Source organism: Flavobacterium sp. 40-81 (assembly GCF_001898245.1).
Taxonomy (GTDB): domain Bacteria; phylum Bacteroidota; class Bacteroidia; order Flavobacteriales; family Flavobacteriaceae; genus Flavobacterium; species Flavobacterium inviolabile.
Map to the genome: position 1 here is coordinate 1 of NZ_MKTM01000020.1, position 20,600 is coordinate 20,600.

General features: G+C 40.3%; 20 protein-coding genes. 10 read left to right on the forward strand and 10 right to left on the reverse strand.

The window, feature by feature from the left end:
• From BGO42_RS06470 to BGO42_RS06485, 4 genes are all read left to right on the forward strand, one after another.
• Positions 1–218: hypothetical protein (locus tag BGO42_RS06470; protein WP_286748953.1), on the forward strand; the 218-nt coding region annotated here is incomplete at its 5' end.
• A gap of 201 nt (positions 219–419) precedes the next feature.
• Positions 420–1,040: a DUF6705 family protein gene (locus BGO42_RS06475; protein ID WP_273246057.1), complete on the forward strand. Its 621-nt coding sequence runs from the start codon at positions 420–422 to the stop codon at positions 1,038–1,040.
• Positions 1,041–1,157: 117 nt separating this feature from the next.
• Complete coding sequence (locus BGO42_RS06480; RefSeq protein WP_273246058.1) at positions 1,158–2,186, forward strand: hypothetical protein; 1,029 nt, start codon at positions 1,158–1,160, stop codon at positions 2,184–2,186.
• Positions 2,146–4,455: a hypothetical protein gene (locus BGO42_RS06485; RefSeq protein ID WP_273246059.1), complete on the forward strand. Its 2,310-nt coding sequence runs from the start codon at positions 2,146–2,148 to the stop codon at positions 4,453–4,455. The genes BGO42_RS06480 and BGO42_RS06485 overlap by 41 nt, the downstream gene beginning before the upstream one ends.
• Before the next feature lie 35 nt (positions 4,456–4,490).
• Here the strand turns inward: BGO42_RS06485 and BGO42_RS06490 are convergent, their stop codons facing one another.
• Positions 4,491–5,009 (reverse strand): DUF6265 family protein, encoded by a 519-nt coding sequence (locus tag BGO42_RS06490; protein ID WP_273246060.1) that lies wholly within the window; start codon positions 5,007–5,009, stop codon positions 4,491–4,493.
• A gap of 14 nt (positions 5,010–5,023) precedes the next feature.
• Positions 5,024–5,518 (reverse strand): SRPBCC family protein, encoded by a 495-nt coding sequence (locus BGO42_RS06495; RefSeq protein ID WP_273246061.1) that lies wholly within the window; start codon positions 5,516–5,518, stop codon positions 5,024–5,026.
• Positions 5,519–5,626: 108 nt separating this feature from the next.
• Between BGO42_RS06495 and prfA the strand changes: the two genes are divergently transcribed.
• The 3 genes from prfA (at position 5,627) to BGO42_RS06510 (ending at position 8,673) form a co-directional block, all read left to right on the forward strand.
• Positions 5,627–6,700 carry a peptide chain release factor 1 gene (gene prfA, locus BGO42_RS06500; protein WP_177733249.1) on the forward strand — a complete coding sequence of 358 codons (1,074 nt, stop codon included), beginning with the start codon at positions 5,627–5,629 and terminating at the stop codon, positions 6,698–6,700.
• Between the two features lie 131 nt (positions 6,701–6,831).
• Positions 6,832–7,650: an orotidine-5'-phosphate decarboxylase gene (pyrF, locus tag BGO42_RS06505; RefSeq protein WP_273246062.1), complete on the forward strand. Its 819-nt coding sequence runs from the start codon at positions 6,832–6,834 to the stop codon at positions 7,648–7,650.
• A gap of 225 nt (positions 7,651–7,875) precedes the next feature.
• Positions 7,876–8,673, forward strand: coding sequence for an ABC transporter substrate-binding protein (locus BGO42_RS06510; protein WP_273246064.1), 798 nt, complete (start codon positions 7,876–7,878; stop codon positions 8,671–8,673).
• A gap of 51 nt (positions 8,674–8,724) precedes the next feature.
• Here the strand turns inward: BGO42_RS06510 and BGO42_RS06515 are convergent, their stop codons facing one another.
• The 7 genes from BGO42_RS06515 to BGO42_RS06545 all read right to left on the reverse strand — a co-directional run bounded on the left by BGO42_RS06515 (position 8,725) and on the right by BGO42_RS06545 (position 15,402).
• Positions 8,725–9,330 (reverse strand): hypothetical protein, encoded by a 606-nt coding sequence (locus BGO42_RS06515; protein ID WP_273246065.1) that lies wholly within the window; start codon positions 9,328–9,330, stop codon positions 8,725–8,727.
• A gap of 44 nt (positions 9,331–9,374) precedes the next feature.
• A complete protein-coding gene (locus BGO42_RS06520; protein ID WP_273246066.1) occupies positions 9,375–10,871 on the reverse strand; it encodes a DUF3570 domain-containing protein in 1,497 nt (498 codons plus the stop codon).
• Positions 10,872–10,874: 3 nt separating this feature from the next.
• A complete protein-coding gene (locus tag BGO42_RS06525) occupies positions 10,875–11,081 on the reverse strand; it encodes a DUF4266 domain-containing protein (protein WP_177733260.1) in 207 nt (68 codons plus the stop codon).
• Entirely contained in the window at positions 11,078–12,073 is a 996-nt protein-coding gene (locus tag BGO42_RS06530) for an FAD:protein FMN transferase (RefSeq protein ID WP_177733262.1), read from the reverse strand. Before BGO42_RS06530 ends, BGO42_RS06525 begins: the two co-directional genes overlap by 4 nt.
• Positions 12,070–12,504 carry a thioredoxin family protein gene (locus BGO42_RS06535; protein ID WP_273246067.1) on the reverse strand — a complete coding sequence of 145 codons (435 nt, stop codon included), beginning with the start codon at positions 12,502–12,504 and terminating at the stop codon, positions 12,070–12,072. Before BGO42_RS06535 ends, BGO42_RS06530 begins: the two co-directional genes overlap by 4 nt.
• A gap of 9 nt (positions 12,505–12,513) precedes the next feature.
• Positions 12,514–13,872, reverse strand: coding sequence for a GEVED domain-containing protein (locus tag BGO42_RS06540; RefSeq protein WP_273246068.1), 1,359 nt, complete (start codon positions 13,870–13,872; stop codon positions 12,514–12,516).
• Positions 13,873–14,010: 138 nt separating this feature from the next.
• A complete protein-coding gene (locus BGO42_RS06545; protein WP_273246069.1) occupies positions 14,011–15,402 on the reverse strand; it encodes an HTTM domain-containing protein in 1,392 nt (463 codons plus the stop codon).
• 103 nt (positions 15,403–15,505) lie between these two features.
• Between BGO42_RS06545 and BGO42_RS06550 the strand changes: the two genes are divergently transcribed.
• The 3 genes from BGO42_RS06550 to BGO42_RS06560 all read left to right on the forward strand — a co-directional run bounded on the left by BGO42_RS06550 (position 15,506) and on the right by BGO42_RS06560 (position 19,515).
• Complete coding sequence (locus BGO42_RS06550) at positions 15,506–16,864, forward strand: putative porin (protein ID WP_273246070.1); 1,359 nt, start codon at positions 15,506–15,508, stop codon at positions 16,862–16,864.
• A gap of 30 nt (positions 16,865–16,894) precedes the next feature.
• Positions 16,895–17,989, forward strand: coding sequence for an imelysin family protein (locus BGO42_RS06555; RefSeq protein ID WP_177733271.1), 1,095 nt, complete (start codon positions 16,895–16,897; stop codon positions 17,987–17,989).
• A gap of 143 nt (positions 17,990–18,132) precedes the next feature.
• A complete protein-coding gene (locus tag BGO42_RS06560) occupies positions 18,133–19,515 on the forward strand; it encodes a di-heme oxidoreductase family protein (protein ID WP_273246071.1) in 1,383 nt (460 codons plus the stop codon).
• 236 nt (positions 19,516–19,751) lie between these two features.
• On the opposite strand, the gene BGO42_RS06565 is transcribed toward BGO42_RS06560, so the two are convergent.
• Positions 19,752–20,471, reverse strand: a complete 720-nt coding sequence (locus tag BGO42_RS06565; RefSeq protein ID WP_273246072.1) for a DUF4197 domain-containing protein — start codon at positions 20,469–20,471, stop codon at positions 19,752–19,754.
• Positions 20,472–20,600 lie beyond the last annotated feature (129 nt).

The following is a 20,600-nucleotide window of genomic DNA, read 5'->3' on the forward strand; positions in this document are numbered from 1 at the left end:
AGCCATATAAGATGAGTGGTTTCGTTTATGATATTACTGGAGTAGTGAATCCTGCTTATCCTTTAGGTGTAAAAGGGCAGTTGAGTATGGAAATAAACCCAGTTAACCTGAACACAGCGCAATGGAAAGTAATATTACCTATGGGAATGCGTGGCTCAGACGAACCAAGTACTTTTACGATACCCACTAACATAACACTAACAAAAGTTAATCAGTAACATAAAAAAGCCGGGAAGTTTTATCGGGTTTTATATACTTTTTGGGACTACTATTCAATGACGATATTGCAGCAATTTGTTTGTTACAACTGACCTAATTGCTATCAGGTTTTTGTGTTATATCATATAGACATATTTTTTAATTAGTGATTATATATCCGTTTAGTCTGAGATAAGTTAATCCTGTTAAACTCATATATTATGAAAAAAATAGTATACCTGTTTTTATTAATATTTACAGTCTTTTTTTCTTATGCACAGACAGAGAAAACAGTGGACATAAGACAATTTTACAACTCTAATTTTAAAAAGAGTCCTCTAATCGCTTATTACTACTATAAGGATGTAAACAATTATTTTACTCCATTTATCGGAACCTGGATTTATCAAAACGGAAACCAAACTTTTGTTATAAGATTTTGGAAAGAAACGAAAGCCAGCTACATCAATGAAAATCCGAAGTTTTATATAGATGAATTATGCGGACACTATAAATTAGTTCAGAATTACGGGCAGCCAAATGAACAGGTTATTTATACATCTGAAAAAAATATAGGTAATTCAGTCACCCCATGGTCGACAATTATTATTGCGGGTAAAGCGTTAGAGAATTATAAGATGACAGGACAAGTATTTGATGTTGCCGGTGTCTTAAATCCTTCATACCCAACAGGAGTAAGGGGAAATTTAGAAATGACAATCAATCCGGTTAATCCTGATACGGCGCAATGGGAGGTAACTTTACCTATGGGAATGCGTGGCTTAGGCCAGCCAAGCACTTTTACAATACCCACTAACATAACACTAACAAAAGTGAATTAAAATAACAATAAAAAAAGCTCGTTTTAAATATTAAAACAGGCTTTTTTTGTTGTTAATACATTCAGAAAATAACATAACTTTAATACGGATTTATCTTAAAAAGAAATACAGGCTAAAATGAAAAATGTTATATTCTCAGGAATGGCTGCCTTGCTGTTTTTGTCATGTCAGCACAAGATTGAAAATGTGGAAAAAGCGTTCTATTACTGGAAAAGTTATGATGGGTATTTTTCAAACAGGGAGGATTCGATTGTTAAAAAGCTGCAGGTACAAAAATTATATGTCAAATTTTTTGAAGTTGACAATAGCAATGAAATGGGAAATTATCCGGTTTCAAAGACCAATCTGAATTTTTCAATGCCCAAAGGCAATCTGCATATTATTCCGACGGTTTACCTGAAAAACAAAGTTTTCAGTCAAAGCAGTAAGGGAAGTCTGGATACACTGGCAGACAATGTTCATTTCCTGATTGAGAAATATTGTAAGGAACGATTCGGGAAGCAGCCGGAAGTTAAGGAATACCAGATGGACTGTGACTGGACTTTAAAAACGAAGGACAATTATTTCTATTTTTTAAAGAAACTCAAATCCCTTTCCGGGAAACAGATCAGCTGTACGCTGCGCCTGTATCCGTATAAATACCCTGATAAAATGGGTGTGCCTCCGGTGGATAAAGTGACGTTAATGTGTTATAACCTGATTAATCCGCTGGAAAGTTCCCGTAAAAATTCGATACTGGACCTTGAGGAATTAAAAAGCTATTTGCCTGCTAAAAAGAAATATCCGCTGCATCTGGATGTTGCGTTACCGGTTTATTCCTGGCTGCAGGTATACCAGAACAATCAGTTTTCAAAAGTGGTTTATACCGATATTAAAGCGGTAAAGAAAATCCTGAAACCTGTAAAACCGTTATGGTATGAAATTACGAAAGATACGGTTGTGGAAGATGTGTATCTGCGGATTGGCGACCGGGTTAAACTGGAAGAGCTTACTGCCGGAACGATCCGGCAGGCTATCCGGATTATCAAAAAGAATGTGGCCTTTGATAAGACAACCACAGTGACCCTTTTTCATTTAGACGAACAACAATTAAGCAATTGCAGCGATGAAGAACTTTCTGCTTTTTATTCTGATTTTAGTCAGTAAACCGCTTTTTGCCTGCGGGTTTTATCCTTACGGAGAAGAACTGCGCTTTTCATTCTTTAATCCGAATGTTTTCCGTTATTACGGCTATTCGGAATTTAATTATTCTTCGGATTCGTTTAAGCCAAAAGCGCTATATGAAGAGGAAGAAGCAGAATTATCGCCTAATGAGGTGTTGTGGCTGCGGTATTGTAACCATAAAGTTCCTGCTTCGGCTGTCTGGGAGGTTTTGTATGGAGATAAAACGATCGGGAATGATAATAAAATGCTGCAGTATTTGCACCGGCAGCAGGATTGGGAAGCAATCAATTACCTGAAATTTGCCAAGAGCTGTGAGTTTTTTAACACCTGGCTGGATGATCCCTGGGAACGCCGCTCGGGAGCAATATTGCCGGAACGGACCAAACAGATCGACAAAGCCATCCGGCTGTCTAAGCAGGTTGCGAATAATGAAATAAAACGCCGCTATACTTTTTTAGCCATTCGGCTGGCCTTTTACAATAAGGATTTTGCAACCATCCGGAAGTTGTATGATACCGTGTTTAAGAATCAGGGCAATCAGGATATTCTGAACTACTGGAGTTTGTATTTCAGAACTTTGGCTGAAACAGACAAGGCACTGGCTAATTTTTATGCCGCCAGGGTTTTTGAAAATGCCCCGGACAAACGTTTTATGATTGCCCAGCAATATAATACAGCTGTTCCTATTGATCAGGTTTTGAAATATGCTGCAACAAACCAGGAAAAAGCAAGTGTTTATTTTTTAGCCGGTATTTTAAAACACGACAGAGCTTTGGAAAATCTGGAAAAAACATACCGGTACAATCCCAGATCGGAAGCGGTAAATTTTCTTTTGTTGCGGGAAGTCAATAAAATTGAAGACTGGATTTTTACGCCTTATTATTCCTTGTTCAGTCCGTCCGTAACGTCATTTTGGGAAGATAATTCCGTGAAAATTGTTTTAAAAAGGGTTGAAAACGACAGGGACTATGCCCGGAAAGTTTTGCGTTTTGTCAATACCGTGAATATAAACAAGGTTGAAGATGCCGTATTCTGGAAAACTACTAAGGCACATTTGCTTTTTATCACGAAAGACTATTCGGAAAGTTTGGTACTGATCGGGCAATTGGCTCAGGAAAATAAATCGAATACAGCCCTGTTAAAACAGTTAGCGCTGCTAAAGGCATTAAATCTCACCGCTAATCAGGCAAACGGGAAGGCTGTTATTCCGGAAGAAGTACAAACAATCATTCTTAAGAATAAAGACAACCAGAAATTTATTTTTGCTTTGGGCAGGGAGTTAGAGTATAAAGGAAATACAACAGATGCCGCTTTGCTATATACCCGATTAGGAAATGGTGATCGTTACAGTTCGGAGGTGGTTTGGAAAACACAAAAGAACAAAGGGGATACCTATTTCGATTTTTATGACAATTATTTTGATTATGTGAATGTCATGTATACTCCGAAACAACTGGAACGGCTGATAGGCGATATACTGGCTAACCGAAATAAAAAGGACGTTTTCTCTGCCTGGAAATATAACGGATTGCAAAAGGAAATACCCCGCTTGTATGATTTGCTCGGTACAAAATACATCCGCCGGAATGAGTTGCCTGCTGCCCTGGCGGGTTTTAAAAAAGTAACGCAGGATTTTTGGGATAAAAAATATACAGCCTGGGAAAAAACAGCTAGTTATTGGGATTACAGCAATGTGTTTGACAAAAATCCATTTTATGAATTGAATTATACCCCGAAATTTATTGCGGTAAAAGATTCGATGCGACTCACCAAGACCAGTATAACCCGCCAGCTGATCAGGTATCTCAATAAAGCAGATAATCCGGCAGAGCAAAACCGGGACTATTATTATTTTCTGGCCGCCAATTGCTATTACAACATGACGCAATATGGGAATGCCTGGATGATGCGGCGTTATTCCTGGTCAAGCAGCGGCAATCACAGCGTACTGGAAGATGAATCGGAATATTACGAATGCAATCTGGCTAAAAAATATTACAGGCTGGCACTGGAAAATGCTAAAACCCGGAAGTTTAAAGCGTTGTGTCTGCGAATGATCGGGAGATGTGAAAAGAATAGATTGGCCTATCGTTATCCGGATCGTTATGGCTCGGACATAAAGGATTATGACAGCTATCTTCTGGGTAAGAACCGCTATTATTCCGATTTAAAGAATAATTACAGTGACGATTATACATCGTTAACCAGCGACTGTTCTTTCTTTGAAGATTATTTCAAAGCACGCCGCTAACAAAAAACGCGTCATTTATGACGCGTTTTTTGTGGTTATGATTTTTTCTTCATCGGATAACTTTCCTTGCTTTCTTTTCCGTTTTTCATTCCGGAAATTGCTGCGACCAGGCTATCGTTTGTAATCTTGTTATACGTGATCTTCTGCGGGAAATCATGTTTCGGGTTTTCAAAAACCAGAAGCTGATCTGTGCTGCTGGTCAATTTAAAAGTAACCGGCTTGCCGTCGTTTTGATTTTTAACGGTAGGGATATAAAACAAACTGTCCATTTTTTGTTCCAGTACAACACTTTCGGTATGAACGGTGTCTTTACCCGTCACAAAGTAGGTCTGTGCGGTTAGCGTACTGTCGTTTAGTCTGGTCCAGGTTTCGGTTAAAACACCTTCTTTGGAGGTATTGCCCCATTCGCCAACCAGCCAGGAAGCCTTGTCAATCAGGGCATAGGTTTTTGCTGCGGGTTCCGGGGCTGTGGTTTCCGTTTTTTCTTTTTTCTGGCAGGAAACCACCAGAGCCGTCATTGCGATTGCCGCCAGTGTGATACTTTTTTTAGCCATAATTATCAGGGTTTTTAGTTGTTGAGCATTGGTTTTAAATTAGGATTCCTGTTTCTTAAATCCAGTCCGCCTTCATAAACGGATTTCAGATTCACCAGATAAAAGGACCAGCCGCTGTGACAGCCCAGACGGATTTCTTTTTTGGAATGATCATCTGTCGGAATGTCTTTTTGAGTCAGTTCGACCAGTACATATTCTTTGTGGTCGGTAAGTTTGATTGCAACCAGGCACGATCCGGCAAAGGTAAACTGAAGGGCATCCCTGCCGTTAGCTTCGGTAAATGTTCCCATCTCCATGACATCATACAAATACCAGTTCCATTCATAGCGAAACCCTTTTTGAACCGGGGTGTTTTTAGCGATGATATTTCCGTCGGGATCGAAATTATTGGCATTGCTCAGGAACCATTTTTCTATTTCGGAAGCCTGTGTCCAGGCAGCATAAAGTTTTGAAATAGTAGTGTTTATGGCAATCCTTATCGTGAATGTAGTCCAATCGAAATTTTCCATAACCGCTTGATTTTAATTTCAAATGTATAAAAAAAATCTACAGGGCTACTGTTAGAAACTAAACGGATTTTTTTGTAATTTTGCACTCCAATAAAGGAGAAACAAAAGATGTTAGACAGACTTCAAATAGTAAAACAACGTTTTGATGAGATTTCGGACTTAATTATCCAGCCGGATGTTATTGCCGACCAGAAGCGTTATGTACAGTTAAATAAAGAATACAAGGATTTAAAAGCATTGGTTGAAAAACGCGATGAGTATGTAAATCTTGACGGGAATATTAAGGAAGCGAACGAAATAATTGCCGACGGTTCTGATGCGGAAATGGTAGAAATGGCCAAATTGCAATTGGATGAAGCAAAAGAACGCTTACCGGAACTTGAAGAAGAAATCAAGTTCTTGTTGATCCCGAAAGATCCGGAAGATGCTAAAAACGTAATGGTGGAGATCCGTGCCGGTACCGGAGGAGATGAAGCCAGTATTTTTGCCGGCGATTTATTCCGTATGTATACCAAATACTGTGAAGGTAAAGGATGGAGAACATCTGTAGTGGATATGAACGAAGGAACTTCGGGAGGATTCAAAGAGGTTATTTTTGAAGTAACCGGAGAAGATGTGTATGGTACTTTAAAATTTGAAGCAGGTGTTCACCGTGTACAGCGTGTTCCGCAAACGGAAACTCAGGGACGTGTTCACACTTCGGCAGCGACCGTTATGGTACTTCCGGAAGCAGAAGAATTTGATGTACAGATTGATATGAATGATGTGCGTATTGACTTTTTCTGTTCGTCAGGTCCTGGTGGTCAGTCGGTAAATACAACAAAATCGGCTGTACGTATGACACACATTCCAACCGGTTTGGTGGCACAGTGTCAGGATGAGAAATCGCAACATAAAAATAAAGATAAAGCACTAACGGTATTGCGTTCCCGTTTATACGAAATGGAATTGGCAAAGAAACAGGAAGAAGATGCTAAAAAACGTAACTCACAGGTGAGCAGCGGTGACCGTTCTGCTAAAATCCGTACCTATAACTATCCGCAGGGACGTGTTACCGATCACAGAATCGGATTGACATTATACGATCTGGACGGGGTAATGAACGGAAGCATCCAGAAAGTAATCGACGAATTACAATTGGTAAGCAACACCGAGAAATTAAAAGAAAGCGAAGTATTTTAATTTTTTTTAAATGCAATACTATCAAAAAATGTCACACGGAAGAACAATCTAAGTGTGGCATTTTTTTTAACCTTTTGGCAGCTTTCTGAAACTTTCCGAAATTTGCCAGTAATCATAAACAACACACTACTTTGACAACACAACAACTAATTCAGCAGATTCAACAAAAAAAATCATTCCTGTGCGTGGGCCTGGATGTCGATTTGAATAAAATTCCAAAGCACCTTTTAGCACTGGAAGATCCTATTTTCGAATTCAATAAAGCAATCATCGATGCCACACACGATCTTACCGTTTCCTACAAACCGAATACAGCTTTTTATGAAGCTTACGGAATTAAAGGCTGGCAGTCACTGGAAAAAACAATCCGTTATATTAATGAAAAGTATCCGGACATCTTTACAATAGCCGATGCTAAAAGAGGAGATATCGGAAACACGTCGTCTATGTATGCAAAAGCTTTTTTTGAAGATCTGAATTTCGACAGTGTAACCGTGGCGCCATATATGGGGAAAGACAGTGTGGAACCGTTTTTAGCTTTTGAGAACAAACACACGATAATGCTGGCCTTAACGTCCAATGAAGGAGCCTTTGATTTCCAGACCCAAATGGTGGATGGCGCAGAGCTGTATAAAAAAGTAATTGCAACTTCCAAAGAATGGAAGAACAGCAGTAACCTGATGTATGTGGTTGGGGCAACCAAAGCAGAATATTTTACGGAGATCAGAAAGATCATCCCGGATAGTTTTTTATTAGTTCCCGGAGTTGGCGCACAGGGCGGCAGCCTTTCGGAAGTATGTAAATACGGTATGAACGACAATGTAGGCTTACTGATCAATTCGTCACGCGGTATTATTTATGCTTCAGACGGGACCGATTTTGCCGAAAAAGCCAGAGCCGAAGCACTAAAAATGCAACAGGAAATGCAAGCCATCCTGGCTGCAAAATAAAATTACCTTATAAGGTTTCAACCCTGTATTTCATCCGCCGGATAAAACAGGGTTGAAGCAAATGGGGAAAACCGCAACCATTCCCGGTTCCTGATTTAAGACAACCATTTTTTGTTTTTAGCGGCCAATACCCATAAACACAAACAGTCCCGAAAACCAAAATAAAAGTTTTCCATTCAGGCTGATTTTTCATTACAACGATAGCGCTTTTTGTATTTTTGCACTATGAAAATGTTCACAGATCAATTAGGAACACTGCATTCTTTTGAAACCACTCCCAAAAGAATAATCTCTCTGGTGCCTTCGCAAACAGAATTACTTTTCGAATTAGGATTAGAGGAAAATATTGTCGGGATAACAAAATTCTGCATACATCCGTATCATTTAAAAGCAACCAAAAAGATCATTGGCGGTACTAAAAAAGTACATGCCGAAAAGATCCGGTTACTCGAACCGGATATCATTATTGCCAATAAAGAAGAAAATACCCAGGAAATAGTGGAGGAGCTGTCTAAAATCTGCCCGGTTTGGGTGACCAATATTATTACGATTGAAGACAATTTAAAAATGATTTCCGACTTCGGACAATTGTTCAATAAACGCACCGATGCCCGGAAATGGATCGATAAAACCAATTATGCCTACGAAGATTTCAAACGGTTCATAGCAGACAAACCCGTCAAAAAAGCGGCCTATTTTATTTGGAGAGATCCGTATATGGCGGCCGGTTCCGATAATTTTATCAATGAATTATTAAAGCTGAATAACTTCCATAATATTTATGAAAGTAAAGGACGTTATCCGGAAGTCGAACTAAAAAAGATTCGTCTGGAAGGCGATCCGGACCTGGTTTTTCTTTCGTCGGAGCCGTATCCGTTTAAGGACGAGCACACCTTTGAGATCGGCAGGTTTACCCATCATGCCAAAACCGTTTTTGTAGACGGTGAAATGTTTTCGTGGTATGGAAGCCGCCTCGTTAAAGCCTTCGAATATTTTAAACAACTGCACGGCAGGATAGCATAAAAAAAAGCTGTTTGAATTTCAAACAGCTTTTTTGTTTACAGGCAATTATGATTATTGTCTTTTGAAAACATATTTTTTAGTTACGGTCACACCGTTAACAGTAGTAGTTTTTTCATAGTAGAACTTATTCCCGTTATCGGTAAAGATAATATTTTTAGTATCTGTGATGTTGGTACTGGTCAGGTGGTAAGCGTTTTCTGCATTTGCCCAGTAACCGATAACTGTTTCAGCCAGTACACAAGTTCCGCTTCCGTTACCGCCGTGATCGTCATCGTCGTCGTCGTCACCGCCTCCGTTACCTGGATTTGGATTAACCGGTCCGTGATCGTCATCGTCATCGTCGTCGTCTCCACCGCTTCCGCCGTGATCATCGTCATCATCGTCGTCTCCGCCTTTTTGAGCCAAAGAATCGTCAAATTTCATTTTTCCGGTATTGGAATATGCTTCGTGTGTGAATTGTTGTTCCCCGAAAATATAGGTTTCCTGCAGGTTACAGTTGTTTAAAACAACTAGCTGATTGTTGCTGTATTCCTCAACAAGCTTCCAGGTCCCGATAATCGGATTGCTTTGCAACGCAACAGTATCTTCATCTTTGTTACAGCTAAAAAAAGTAATAGCCGTAATAATGGTTAACATTAAAAATAGTTTTTTCTTCATAAGAGATAACATTTAAATTAATTGATAAATTATTTGGTTAGTATTTATTGTACAAATTTGATCCCCAGTGAAAAGATGTCGGCTTTTAAAGCATCGCTTCTTTCATACCGGTTGTAGCGGAAATCAATATTCTTTAATCCGAATTTCAGGACCCGGGCGTGGGTCAGGATATCCGAATAGCTTAACCCGATTCCGTACTGATGACTGTCAAATGACGACAGGTCATAATCGGATGTATAATACTTCTGAAACGAATAATGCTTTTCAAACGGAGCGAAATAGCGAACCCCTTTTTGCGTATAAAAACGGTACATCGGCAGTATGGTGAAATATTCAGAAATGCGGTACGGAATTTCAATACTGGCAGTATGAGCCTCAAGTCCCCAATCGTCAGCATAGTAACGATAGTAACTTCTAACGACAAACTGCTCGTTGATATAATAATTCAAACGGGCGCCCACAGGAACCTTAAAACGGGTTTTCGGCAGTCGCTCCACATCATCCGCCAATCTGAAAACACCAACATTCCCCGGACTATCATAAATAGGGATATAGCGCGGTTGTCCGATATAGTAATTCGCCTTATCGGCAAAATAAATACGGTGGTAAGGTGTAGAAAGTAAACCATCCTGATAAAGAAGATCCATGAATACGGACGCCTGCAGGTTCTTGGTCAGTACTTGCGAGAACCCTAAAGACATCGAATAGGAATTTCTTTTCTCGTTTGAAAAAGGATGGAAGGATTTCGGCAGGTAATTCGTTGTGGCCATACCGTATTCGTCCAGGATGTTTACTCCTTTAAAGTAGCCGCTATTCTGGAAATGCATCCCGTATAAAGAATACTCGTGCAGCTCTGTTGGATAAATAGCATACCATTTGTCAAAATAGGCACTGGCTTTCAGACTGATCTCCGAGTTTTTATCGTTAAAAAGCTTCGCAAGGCCTGCGCCAACGCCAAAGGACTGGTAGTCATATTCTTTAGAAACACTGGCATTCGCATTCCAGATCGTATTACGGTTGTCGGAACTGTGACTGTAGCTCGCCGAAAGTGTTTTTAAAACATCCTTGCGCGAAGCACCGGTCGATTCTATCCACGGACTTCCGTATGGTGCCGGAACAGTTGTTGTTGTATTGTAGTAATCATCGTCTTTATTCGTATACGGCGTGTTGGAATTCATACTTCTTGAAGCGCCCGTATTGTTGTTATTGGTCGTGGTCGTAAAAGAACCGTCACTAACAAAAGGATTGATGTTACTGGAAGAAGCAGAAGTATAGGCCGAAAAACCGGCATCGATGGTTAAAACACCATCATCACTCACCGGAATGGACAATACAATATTAGAAGTGTAATCTTTTAGTTCTTCACTACCAATACCGCCACCCACAGGGGAATGTTTCCCGTCCTGCTGGTAATAACTTCCTAAAAACTCGATTTCGGCTGTTTCTAAAACTCTTTTTTTATAAACAGCGGTGCTGTCTTTTTCCTGTGAATTTGCTGAGGTAAGATAAAAAAGGCTTGTAATAAATAGAATTTTTTTCATGATTTAATTGCAGCCACAGCCTCCTCCTGTTTTTCCGCCATTGGCACCGGAAGCGCCTTCGCGATAAATTTGAAAATTAGTTTCATATCGTTCGGACGAACGGGCAGAAAGTTTCATATCGGGATCATTGATGTTTTGCTTTTCATATTCCTTAACGGTATTGCAGGAATAACAAACAAGACACAATAAGCAGAGTATTGTTAATTTCATTTACGTAATTTTTTTAATTTCTTAATATGGGCATTCCTGGAATAATAAACCTTTCCGGCATCGTCAACAATTACGGCACTTACCTGCGGAATCTGGTCGATCAGGTTCATTCCGGTTTCGCGGCCCAGTACCACTACGGAAGTTGAAAGACCGTTAGCCATTTCGGCACTTTTGGCAAATACCGTCACACTGGCAATTCCGGTAGCCGGGTAACCGGTTCTGGGATCGATAATGTGGGAATAGCGTTTGTTGTTGAGCATGACATATTTTTCATAATTGCCGGAAGTTACCACGGCACTGTTTGTTAAAGGAAAAACAGCAAAAACACGGTCTTTATTCATCGGATTGGTAATGCCAACGGTCCATTCTTTGCCATCCGGCTGTTTTCCCCAGGTATTCATATCGCCCGAAGCGTTAATAATACCGGCGACAACACCTTTAGCCATCATGAAATCCTTGGTTTTATCGGCTGCATAGCCTTTTCCGATAGAACCGAAACCGATTTTCATACCCGGAAGTTTTAAGAATATGGTACTCTTTTCCCTGTCCAGGATAATGTTTTGATAGCCGATCTTTTTTACCGATTCTTTAACGGCTTCCGGCGAAGGCAATTCGGTCATGCTGCCGTCGTATTTCCAGATCTTATCGGCAGCGGCAAAGCTGATGTCGAAAGCACCGTCCGTTAGTTTTGAAAAACCAATGGCCCTTTCGGTCAGGTCAAACAGCTCTTTGTCTACCACTACGGGTTTGATTCCGGCATTCTGGTTGATTTGGGAAACCTGCGTATGCGGCATCCACTCGGAAATAAGATTTTCAATTCGCGTAATTTCAGCAACAGCGGTATCGATGTAGGCATCTGCCGTTGGAGCATCTTTGGCGACTATGGTAATGTCAAACCGGCTTCCCATTAGTTTTACAACTCTTTTCTGGGCAATCTGGGCAGAAAGGGTGGTGAGGCTAAAAAGACAAAAAAGAAGAATTAACCGTTTCATATTTTCTTTTCTAAAGTGTGTAATAATTTGATGTATTCTTCCGGATTAACGTTTTTGTAACCGGTTTTTCCCAGTACTTTTCCGTTTTTATCCAAAACCACAACCAGCGGAAAATGGCCTTCTTTATTATATTGTTCTGCCAGAGAGGCATTCTGGGATTTCAGGGTTTCGGACAGTGCCGCGGTTTTCTTCTTCGGAAAATCGGCTTTTACCAGTACCCAGTTGGTTTTTGCTTCTGTTTGAAAAGCTTCCGAACTCCAGATGGCCTTGTCTAATTTGATGCAGGGTGCACACCAGTCGGAACCGGAGAAAACCAGGATAATATTCTTGTTTTCTGCCGCAGCACTTTTTTTACTTTCTTCAAAATTTGTTTCCCAGTGCTGTGCATAACTAAACGTACTCAACAGCAATAGCAGGCAGGTAATTTTCATGGTAATAAACTATTTTTTAATAATCTTTTTAAACTGGATCTGTCCGTTTTCAAATTCAATTTTAACCGGATAGATTCCCTGGGTGTAAGCCGATAAATCGATTTGATTTTCTTTGCCCGATATGATCTGCTGACCCAGTGGTGTGTATACGGAAATGGTTTTTATTGTTTCTGAAGATGCAATGGTCACAACATTTGCAGTGGGATTCGGGTAAATTTTTACGGCAGTTTTATCAAAATCCGATACTCCCATAGGCTGTTCGGCGATGTTTACTGTATAATCTTCTACTTCTCCGCGGGCACTGCCAATGAATTCACAGGATTCTGCAGCAGTAACACCGGTTAATCTTTTCGAACGGATTCGCATCCGGGTGGTTCCGGTTTGTGCCGTTGCCGGAATCTGTATCGCTGCACTGCTGAAAACAGTACTGTTGCTGCTGTTTTGCGTTCCTAAACTAAAAAACTCCGAGCTTTCAAAAATACCATTTTTATTAAAATCGATCCAGGCACCCACACCGCCGCTATTTCCCGGATTGTCAACGGTTACGCTTAAAGTATAGGCAGCCCCTTTGGTAACCTGTGCGCCATTAACCGCCTGCGTATAGTCGATATACGAATAGTTGTCCTGGCTGCATTCGGTGGTATTGTTAATTCCGGCAAAGGTAACGTTCGTTACCGTTCCGCCATACAGGCAGCTGTTGTTGTTCCCGATAGGGCAGTAGCTTACCGTTGTGGCCATCGTTACACGAAGATTCGGACGGTAGAAAAAACGATCCATGCTCGTCGTACTGGTCCACGGCTGGGCAGTAGGGTTAAAAAAGTTGACTCCATTGCTGTATTTACGGGACAAATAATTCGGGTTGGTTGTTGTTGCTCTGAAACGCGGATAGTTGTTATCGTCTTTGGTAGCGGCATCTCTGACAACCAATACCGACAGGTTACCGGCACTTTTATTATAAGCAAACGGTGTGTTAAGCGTTATTGTATTCCAGCCCGCTGTAGCGATTGCCGGAAGGCTGCCGGAATAGACTTCGGTATAGCCTGCAAAATCGGTAGTTCCCACAGCACCGGTAGGTAAACTGTTGAGGCTGGATAACTTTAAATAAACTTTCAGATTGTTCGTCGCAGCGGCATTAAAAGTCGAACTGTGCTGCCACGATAGTGCGGTTATAGTCCCGGAAGTATTGATTTCACTGGAAAGGTAAACACTTTCGCTGGCAGATTTTTCATAAACGGCGTTTAGTGGAGCGTCGTTGGTAATATTATTGCTCGTTTCATTTCCAATGGTAATTGTCTGCGCCTGCAGGATACTATTTTGACCCAACAGGGAGAATGTTAAAAAGAAAATGGCGCGTAAAGTTGTATTCATGAGTAAGTTATTTTTATTTATACTAAATCTAAATAGAGAGTGCAATACTACTAATTTTATTTAGTATTTGTTCCAAGTTTTTTTACTTTTTTTAAGAATAGTTCAAGGTTTTTCGGATTTTAGAGTGTTTTGTTGCTATTAATCGTATAATAGAATCCATTCATTATGAGAAAAGTAATTCCATTCTGCCTTGGCAAAATCGACATTGGGATCAATAAGCCTTCGGAGCTGCTTTTTATTAATAGCCACTTTTGAATCGATATAAATACTCACTTTTTTTCCTTTTAGCTGATAGTGTTCCTTGATTTTTTGGGCTGTCTGCCAGATCATATCCGGTTTGGTCTGCATCCCGCGGATCTGTTTTTTGGTAAGCAGTTTTTTCAGCTTGAAATAATGCTGCCTTCCGGTTTCGTTATTGACCACTAAAAATTTGGTATAGCCGCTGCGGTTGCGCAGCATCATCCGCCAGCTCAGGCGGTGTCCTTCTTCGGTCCAGAGCACGTCGCCTTTAATTACCCAGTGCCGCAAAGGGCATAAAACCTGGAATATAAAAAACGGAATAAAGAAATACAGCACCATTTTTCTTCCGTAATCGGGTTTCAGCGGTGTCTTTTCAACAGCAGTTCTATTCCGGAAAAACAGCTTTCGGATGGTTTCCGGCGGAAAGAAAAAGATCGAAAAGGACAATGCCATAAACGGGAAGATACCAATGCCCAGGTGCAATTTGTTGAACAAATGGAAAAACAGCGAAGCCATAAAAGCATATTTCCGGGTTTTGTGCCATAGCAATGCCGGCACAATCAATAAGTCGAATAAAATTCCGGCATAGGCAATAAACAGATAAAACCACTGCTGGTTGTATAAATTTTCTAAAAGCGGAATGGCATTTTTGTGCAGCATCCCTTTGGTAAAACTGCCATCCAGCCAACCGGAATAGAGTTTAGCAACTGTAGCAAAAAAATAGACAATGGCGATTTGCAGGATCATAACCCAGATGCACCAGGAAGGAACCGTATTGCTGCGGATGTCCGGATTTCGTCTGGCATCTACAGAATGGGAAGCATTGGCAGGGAGAAACAGCATGATAATGCAAACCAGCAATAACAAATAGTGATGATTGTTATAGGCTGTTTTCTGCATAAAATAAGCACCTGCCCATAAAAGGGTAAACAGACCGAGGCTCCAGCGGTAAAATAAACCAATGGAAATAAAAACACCCAAAAGTGCCATAAAATAGAAATAGTAATGCATGCCTTCTCCCGGCAGCGGTTGCAGCCATTCCATCCCGATATGGGAAAAAGTATAGGTGGGCAGTATAAAATTGCGTCTTACCCATTCGTTCATAATGCACTGGATGCAATGCCATGAAATCAGTATTCCGAAAACTATCCGGAATAGAATTAACTGCGAATTATCAATCGGGGTGAATAAGGCAGAACGGCATTTTTGAAAACGGTTTTCCAGGTATTTTTTTAAAGAAATGAAAATGCTGAGAAGCGTATCGTTAGCGGATTCGGACTCTTTTAACATAAAAAAAGCTTAAATAAAAGTTAGGGCAAAGTTAAAAAAATAATGAACTTATTTAGACTTATTAAAAATAAATATATAGCTTTGCCGAAAATTTCAAAATTACATGAACCGAATATTACTTTTATTACTAGCCATTTTTACTTTTAACGGATACGCGCAAAGCGTTGACTCTGTAAGCGTTAAGAAGCTTAAGGAGGAGATAAAAAAAGAGTTGAGAGAAGAACTGAAACAACAGGTTAAAGCCGATTTTATTAAAGAAAATAAAACCCTTTTTGACTGGAGTAAGTTTACTTTAAGCGGATACGGAGTTGTTAACTATTACAACTACAGACGTTACGATACCGATTTGGGAATGAAAGATAAATTTGATGCGGAACGCCTTAATTTATACCTGGGATACAATTTCAATGATTGGATCAGTTTTAAATCGGAAATAGAATTTGAACACGGCGGAACCGGTTCCACAGTAGAGCTGGATACCCAGGAAGAAGCCGGAGAATATGAAAAAGAAGTGGAAGCCGGAGGAGAAGTGAAGATCGAGCAGATCCACATCAACCTGGCCGTTCGTCCTTACTTCAATGTGCGGGTGGGAAGAATGAAGATCCACTTTGGACTTGCTCAGGATTTAGACCGTCCGATCTCTTATTTTACCACACACCGTCAGGAAATGGAAAACGAAATCCTTCCTTTGGGATGGTATGAAAACGGCGTACAGTTCCACGGAACCTTCTGGAAAAAAAGATTCAAATATGAAGTGTCCGTTACCAATGGTTTAGACGCTTCAGGATTTAGCTCAAGAGGCTGGATCAAAGAAGGATACCAGCAGCGTTTTGAAATGTCTGTGGGCGAAAGCTGGGCATTTACAGCCCGATTGGACTACAAATTCGGAACCCATAAAAATACCTATTTCGGAGCGTCAGCCTATATTAACGATGCGGCTGCAAACAGACCGAAAAACGACATGAAAGAAAGTGCTTATGTAACCATTTTTGAAGGACATATCACTTATGACGAAGATTACCTGCGTTTCAATTCCATTATCTTATACGGAAATCTTGAAAACTCGAATATCGTTTCCAGAAAGAACGCCAGTTTATCAAACAACTTAGGGGTGAAAAGAACACCGGTTGGAAAAAGTGTTTTAGGATTTTCGGCAGAAGCCGGATACGAGATCCTGCATTTCTTCAACAAAACGACCAAACAAAAATTCTATCCGTTTATGCGATACGATTACTACGATACGATGCATGGAGTGGAAGGAAACGTTGTTAAAAAACCAAGATGGGAAAGAAGTGCTATAACCGGAGGATTCAACTGGTTTGTACACCCGCAGATCGTGTTAAAAGCACATTATCAGAACAGAAATTTAGGTTCGTATCAGTTTGATCCGGTAACCGCATTGAATACAGGAGAGAAACAACAGGAAAATACATTTTCTGCCGGTATTGGTTTCTCCTTCTAAAAACAGATTACTAACACAAATATTTTATAAATGAAAAGAAGAGTTTTAAGTTTAGGATTTATTGCAATGGCATTAGCATTAGTAAATTGCAGTAATAACGACGACACAAATTATGTAGACCCGAATGCGTCATTATATTCAAATGTAATTAGTAATGTTGCCTCTAACGTTGTAGTGGAAACATATAAAACACTAAACCAAAGAGCAACGGCGTTAAGAACAGCTATTAACACTTTAGCAGCTGCACCAACTCAGGATAATCTTGCTGCTGCAAGATTAGCATGGAGCGCAACCAGAAAACCATGGGAACAATCGGAAGGATTTTTATACGGACCGGTAGCAGATGATGCACTTGGTAACGGAGGTTTGGATCCTGCCATGGATACCTGGCCGGTAGATGTGGAAGCGATGAACAACATCCTGTCCAGTGGCCAGCCAATCACTGCTAACGTTATTGCATCTAACCCGGAAGCAAGAGGATTTCACCTTATAGAGTTTTTATTATGGGGAGAAAACGGAACTAAAACCGTTGCTCAGATTACAGCAAGAGAATTTGAATACCTTAAAGCTGCTGCTGAAGATTTACAGAACAATACACAAACATTAATTAACGGATGGAGCAGTTCTGCCGGAAATTATGTAGCTTACTTCTTAACAGCCGGAAATGCTAATAATGTGAAATACCCGTCACAGAAAGCGGCGTTAGAAGAATTCGTACATGGAATCATCACAATTGCCGATGAGGTTGCCAATACTAAAATCCAGGAGCCTTTAAACGGTCCTAACGGAGAAGGAGTTTCGCCACAGGCTGAAGAATCACGTTTCAGTAAAAATTCATTATTGGATTTTGCAGACAACATCCGTAGCGTTCAGAATGTTTATTTAGGAGATTATAATGCTATAGACGGTAAAGGACTTACCGATGTGGTTGCGGCTAGAAACCCACAATTGGATGCTACTATCAAAGCGAAGATCAGTGAAGCAATTACAGCAATTGAAGCCATCCCGGTATCGTTTACAGATGCGATCTATAACAACAGACCGGCAGTGGAAAATGCTCAGGAAAAAGTAAATGAATTATTCAATTTATTACAGACTCAGTTATTACCGCTAATTAATAATTAACGAATAGTATTGCCATAGTAACTATAAATAAGACTGTTATAATATAGGCTCAGGGATTGAGGAATACCAGCGACTATTATTATGATGTCTTTTTAATACCTCACTTATTTATTAAGTGGGGTATTTTCTAATTTATACCAATAATGATAAAAAAATACCTAGTATTAAGTTTTTTGAGTGTCGCTTTCCTTTCCTGCGATAATAGTGACAATGATGTTTATGAAGATATTCCTGATTTAAACGATCGGTTACTGGCAGGTGGTGGTACGACCGTATTTTTAGCGACAAGTAATGCGTTTAGTACTCCGGCGCCCAATCTTGATGCCGAAAGTTTAGGAATACATTTGGCTGGTGATGTACAGTTTGAAGCTGTTTTTGTAACAGCTCCGGCAAATGTGAATCCCGGTTTAGGACCTATTTTTAATAACTCTTCCTGTATTGCCTGTCATCCCAGAGACGGGCGTTCGGCCTTTCCGGTGATGATTAACAACCGAAGCGGATTGCTGGTCAGAGCCAGTATTCCAGGAATGGACAGTCACGGCGGACCGCTTTCGGCACCGGGCTTCGGCTTACAGATTCAAAACCAGGCTTTGTTTGGTTACACACCGGAAGCAGCCTATCAGGTTGTGTTTACGGAAAAAACGGAAACACTGGCAGACGGTACCGTTATAACCTTACGAAAACCGACAATAACCCTGGTGAATCCTTATATTCCTTTACCGGCAAACATGATGCTGTCCCCAAGAATCGGAACTCCGGTTTTCGGATTGGGATTACTGGAAGCCATACCGGAAGCCAATATCCTCGCTTTACAGGATGTTAATGATGCCGATGGTGACGGGATTTCCGGGAAAGCAAACTTTGTCTGGGATCCGAAACTGCAGCAAACCGTATTGGGAAGATTTGGCTGGAAAGCCAATACCGGAACCATACTGGTACAATGTGCGGCGGCTTATGTGGAAGATATGGGGATCACGAATCCGGTCTTTCCTAACGAAACCGGTTACAATCAGTCCAACGGGCAGGACGGTCTGAACGACGATCCGGAAATCAACAATGATGTTTTAAACCAGGTGGCGCTTTACTGCAGAACTTTAGCTGTTCCGGCACCGCGTAATATAAACAACAAACCGGTAAGAGAAGGGGCTAAGATTTTTGACCGCATTGGCTGTGCAAAATGCCACACGCCGAAACAGGTTACCGGATATCATGCCATTGCGGCCTTGTCCAACCAGACAATTTTCCCGTATTCCGATTTATTACTGCACGATATGGGCGATGATTTAGCAGATAACCGACCGGATTTCCTGGCAAATGGAAAAGAATGGAAAACACGTCCTTTATGGGGAATCGGATTAACGGAGCTGGTAAACGGGCATACCAATTTCCTTCATGACGGAAGAGCGCGAAATATAACGGAAGCCATATTGTGGCACGGTGGTGAAGCCCAGCAGCCTAAAGAAAGGTTCAAACAGCTCACCACATCAGAAAGAGCTTCTCTTTTAGCCTTTTTGAATTCATTATAAGATATAGATAAAATAAAAAAGCCGGTGATGAGAAGCACCGGCATTTCTTTTTTTAACTAACCCTAACCAAATGAGAAATCATTTATTACTCTGCAAATGTCCGACATTTTTTTTAGCCCAAGTGTTAACAGAATGTTATTTGTATGTTATTGATAATTAAAAATTTAGATTTCTAAGAATATTTAAAGATTTTTCTTTCCGATCTGTATATTTTTCCATTTTTAGCAATTTCAGGACTATTTTTTATCCTGTAAAGCGAATACTTTTTTAAGCAGTCCGGAGGTTCTCGAATTCAGATTGGTTCGGATGTTTTTCTCTTCTACAGAGATCATTTTAAAAACACCTTCCATCGCTTCATTGGTTACATAATCCGTTAAATCCGGGTTTACTTTTTTAACAAGTGGGATACTGTTGTATTTTGTAATGATCGTACTCCATACCTTATCTGCCCCTACTTTATCAAAAGAACTTTTAATTACCGGGTTAAATTTGCCATACAAAGCTGTTGTTGTAGAAGTCTGTAAATAGGTCGTTGCCGAATTGTCACTTCCCATCAGGATGTTCTTGGCATCGGTAATGGTCATACTCTTTACCGCATTCACAAATATCGGTGTCGCTTCTTTTACAGCGTCCTCAGCAGCTCGGTTCATCATTTTTATACCTTCATCGGCAAGACTTCCCATCCCGATACTGCGCAATGTTTTGTCTACTTTCTGCAATTCTTCCGGCATCAGGATCTTGACCATTTCATTTTTATAAAAACCATCAACCTGCGTTAGCTTTACAACCTGTTTTTCCACACCATTGTTTAAGGCCTCTTTTAGTCCGGCAGCAATATCCGTCTGATTTAAAATACCGGAGGTTTTAGCCTTATTCGGTAACTGATTGAAAATTTGCTGTGCTTCTGCACATCCGAAAAACGGTAAAAAAGCAAATAAGAAAATAATTTTTTTCATATAGGGAGAATTTGATAGGCAAAGGTAATCAAAGTTCATACCAATTTTAAGTATAGTTTTTTGCTATTAAAAAATAAAAACAATCGATTTGATTTATAGTTTTGATGCGGTTACATTGGATAAATTTGA